The organism is Pseudoalteromonas sp. SR43-2 (genome assembly GCF_014163885.1).
Classification (GTDB): Bacteria; Pseudomonadota; Gammaproteobacteria; order Enterobacterales; family Alteromonadaceae; genus Pseudoalteromonas; species Pseudoalteromonas distincta.
Genome location: NZ_JACJED010000042.1, coordinates 1 through 3,702 on the forward strand (window position 1 = coordinate 1; position 3,702 = coordinate 3,702).

Sequence of the window (3,702 nt, forward strand, 5' to 3'; positions counted from 1 at the left end):
CTGAGTTGTTCGTGCCTCGCTATGCGTTGGCGTTTCCCGTCTCAGTGGGGTCGCATTATAGGGAGATCCAAAAACAGATCAACCCTTTTTTGAAGAAAACTTGAAATAATGTGCTGTTCGCTGAGAATTTGAGCTAAACACGTTAAAAATACAACATAACCATCAAATTATTAACAACTAACGGGGTTCAAACCTATTTTATATTAGAAGTAGAGTTAAACGATCTTCATATAGAGGCTTACACCCCAGATGATCAATACGATCGTTAATGAAAGTGTTACGGCTGCAGATCCCATATCTTTGGCCCTACCTGACAATACATGTAACTCTGTACTTACTCGATCTGTTAATGCTTCAATGGCGGAGTTTAGTAATTCAACTATTAATATAATAAGCAGTGAGCTAATTAGTATTGCCCAGTGTAATAGTGATGAAGCAAGCCAAAATGAAATAGGAAATAATATAAGGCTTAATAGTAGCTCTTGCCTAAATGCTGCTTCTTCTTTAAATGCTGCTTTAAAGCCAAGGTAAGAGCAATAGGTTGCTTTGAAAACACGCTTGAGGCCTAAGCCATTCGGTTTTAATACATCTTTCATTAATAAACTCTATGAATGAAGGTCAAAATAAAGCCCCGCACTGCGAGGCTTTTTATTTATGCTACGCCGTATTGATCACGGTAAGCTTTAACTGAGGCTAAATGCTCATCCATTGTGCCTTGGCTTTCAAGGTAACTGATAAGATCAGCTAATTTTACAATTGAAATCACTTTGGTATTAAAGTCACGCTCAACCTCTTGAATAGCTGATAATTCAGCTTTACCCTTTTCTTGGCGATCTAACGCAATTAAAACACCACTAAGGTCAGCACAATTTTGTGCAATGATTTCCATCGACTCACGAATCGCAGTACCTGCAGTAATTACATCGTCAACTAGCATAATTTTGCCATTGAGTTCTGAGCCTACTAATGTGCCGCCTTCACCGTGTGCTTTTTTCTCTTTACGATTAAAACAGTAAGGTACATCTTTATCATGATGATCCGCTAAGGCAACCGCTGTTGTTGTCGCTATTGGAATACCTTTGTACGCAGGACCAAATAATACATCGTACTCTATAGCAGAATCTTCGAGTGCCGATGCATAAAAGCGACCTAAACGCGCTAAGTCTCGACCAGTATTAAACAAACCAGCATTAAAAAAGTAAGGACTTGTGCGTCCAGACTTTAATGTAAACTCACCAAATTTTAACACCTGCTTCTCTAGAGCAAATTCTATAAACTCTTTTTGATAATCTTTCATATCTTGTGGCCTACCTATTTATGCTAATGCTTGCTTTTGTACGTCAATAATTTCGCGAATAGAATGTTTAGCTAAAGTAAGTAACTCATCTAGCTCATCAAACGAGAAAGGTTCGCCTTCAGCTGTACCTTGAATTTCAATAATTTTACCTGTTTCAGTTAAAATTACGTTCATATCAGTCTCTGCTGCTGAATCTTCAATGTATTCTAAATCGCTAATTGCTTGGCCTTTGTAAATACCAACTGAAATAGCTGCAATCATATGTTTAAGTGGGTTTGAATTAATCATACCTTTTGCACGCATATGCGTTAGTGCATCAACAAGTGCAACACATGCACCACTTATAGAAGCAGTACGTGTACCGCCATCAGCTTGAATAACGTCACAGTCAATGGTAATTGTGTTTTCGCCAAGTGCTTTTAAGTCAACAGCAGCACGAAGTGCACGTGCAATTAAGCGTTGAATTTCCATAGTACGACCGCCCTGCTTACCACGTGCAGCTTCTCGAGCATTACGCGTATGCGTTGCTCGCGGTAACATACCGTATTCAGCATTGATCCAACCTTTACCCTGACCTTTCATGAAACGAGGAACGCCCGATTCAACAGTAGCTGTACAAAGTACTTTGGTGTTACCAAACTCAACAAGTACTGAGCCTTCAGCATGCAAAGTATAATTACGTGTAAATGTAACAGGTCTAATTTGGTTAGGTGTTCTTTCGCTTGGACGCATTGACGATCCCCTTAATTCAGAATTTGCGACATTATAAGTGTATGTTGGTATAGATACCATGTTGATTTAAATAAATAGCTGTATGCAAAATATTCAGTGTATTAAATTTTCCCTAGAGCTTAAGCAGTGTTACGGTATAATCATCATAATATTGTATTTATAAATTTAGGAAAATATCCATGATCCACAGTATGACAGCTTATGCGCGTCGCGAAATAAAAGGCGATTGGGGTACTGGCACTTGGGAAGTTCGCTCAGTAAACCAGCGTTACCTTGAAACATTTATACGCGCACCAGAGCAATTTCGTGGCATGGAGCCAGTTATCCGTGAGCGTTTACGCAAACACTTACAACGCGGTAAAGTTGAGGTCTTTTTAAAGTTTGTGGCAAATCCTGCCCACGTTGGCGAGCTATCAATTAACCAAGCACTTGCTGAACAACTAATAAATAGCGCTAAATGGGTTCAACAACAAAGTAATGGCGATATTAACCCTGTTGATATATTACGTTGGCCTGGCGTTATGGAAGCAGAAGAGCTTGATATGGATAGCGTTAATACAGCATTAATAGCTGGTCTTGATCAAGTAATCGAAGATTTTAAATCTGCACGTGGCGATGAAGGTGCAAACCTTGAAGAAATGATAGCAATACGCCTTGATGCAATTCTAGAGCAAGTAGAAATTGTAGAAACGCATATGCCTGAGATTGCTAAATGGCAGCGTGAAAAACTTGCTCAAAAGCTAGAAGACTTAACAGCAAACATTGATGAGTCACGCCTTGAACAAGAACTAATTTACCTTGCGCAAAAACAAGATGTGGCTGAAGAATTAGATCGCTTAAAGTCTCACGTTAAAGAAACTAAAAAAATCCTTAAAAAAGGAGGCGCATGTGGCCGCCGCTTAGATTTTATGATGCAAGAATTTAATCGTGAAGCTAACACGCTAGCGTCTAAGTCTATCAATAGTGACATCACTACTGCAGCCGTAGAGCTAAAAGTACTAATTGAACAAATGAGAGAACAAATTCAAAATATTGAATAGTTTTCAGCTAAGTATGACACATTTATAACTTATCAAAACCCGAGCTTAGCTCGGGTTTTTAGTAATACCACTAATGATACTTTGAGTATTGTTACCAAGTATCTTCACCTAAGGTTAAAGCGGCATCTTATACCAATCTGTAATAATACTTAATCATTTTGCGGGGCTAAACGTGTCGCTACCTGTGTTAAAAAATTATCAATTAAAACAACTAAATAGCGAATTTTTTGCCTAGCTATCCACACGTTTTCCATCCTCAAAATAGATCACTTAATTAAGCATATTGGTATTAAATCGTACTTTATTTTAGACATTAAAAAGCCCGAGACTAAGCTCGGGCTTTTTGGTAATAATTAGCTAGGCTAATAATTACGCTTTGAACGTTTCTACAACGCACCTACGCCTAAAGTAAGAACACCACCTTCAGATGACACTTTATTTTAGACATTAAAAAACCCGAGACTAAACTCGGGCTTTTTGGAAATAATTAGCTAGGCTAATAATTACGCTACGATAGTTGCTACAACACCAGCACCTACAGTACGACCACCTTCACGGATAGCAAAACGAAGACCTTCATCCATCGCGATTGGTGCGATTAGAGTTACTGTCATCTTGATGTTATCACCAGGC

4 protein-coding genes and 1 pseudogene are annotated in these 3,702 nt (G+C 38.6%); 1 reads left to right on the forward strand and 4 read right to left on the reverse strand.

Features of this window, described 5'->3' with window-relative positions; all coding sequences use genetic code 11:
- Window positions 1-215: 215 nt before the first annotated feature.
- The 3 genes from H5120_RS19970 to rph are packed head-to-tail and all read right to left on the reverse strand — an operon-like array spanning window position 216 to window position 2,029.
- Complete coding sequence (locus H5120_RS19970) at window positions 216-596, reverse strand: diacylglycerol kinase (protein WP_002958892.1); 381 nt, start codon at window positions 594-596, stop codon at window positions 216-218.
- A gap of 56 nt (window positions 597-652) precedes the next feature.
- The gene (gene pyrE, locus H5120_RS19975; protein ID WP_182675879.1) at window positions 653-1,297 is read right to left on the reverse strand and encodes an orotate phosphoribosyltransferase; all 645 of its coding nucleotides are present in this window, start codon (window positions 1,295-1,297) and stop codon (window positions 653-655) included.
- A gap of 18 nt (window positions 1,298-1,315) precedes the next feature.
- Window positions 1,316-2,029 (reverse strand): ribonuclease PH, encoded by a 714-nt coding sequence (gene rph, locus H5120_RS19980; RefSeq protein ID WP_002958890.1) that lies wholly within the window; start codon window positions 2,027-2,029, stop codon window positions 1,316-1,318.
- 179 nt (window positions 2,030-2,208) lie between these two features.
- Between rph and H5120_RS19985 the strand changes: the two genes are divergently transcribed.
- On the forward strand, window positions 2,209-3,069 hold the full coding sequence (locus H5120_RS19985; protein WP_002958889.1) for a YicC/YloC family endoribonuclease: 861 nt from the start codon (window positions 2,209-2,211) through the stop codon (window positions 3,067-3,069).
- Between the two features lie 503 nt (window positions 3,070-3,572).
- Here H5120_RS19985 and H5120_RS19990 read toward each other — a convergent pair.
- A pseudogene (locus H5120_RS19990) lies at window positions 3,573-3,702 on the reverse strand (elongation factor Tu); the annotation flags it as partial.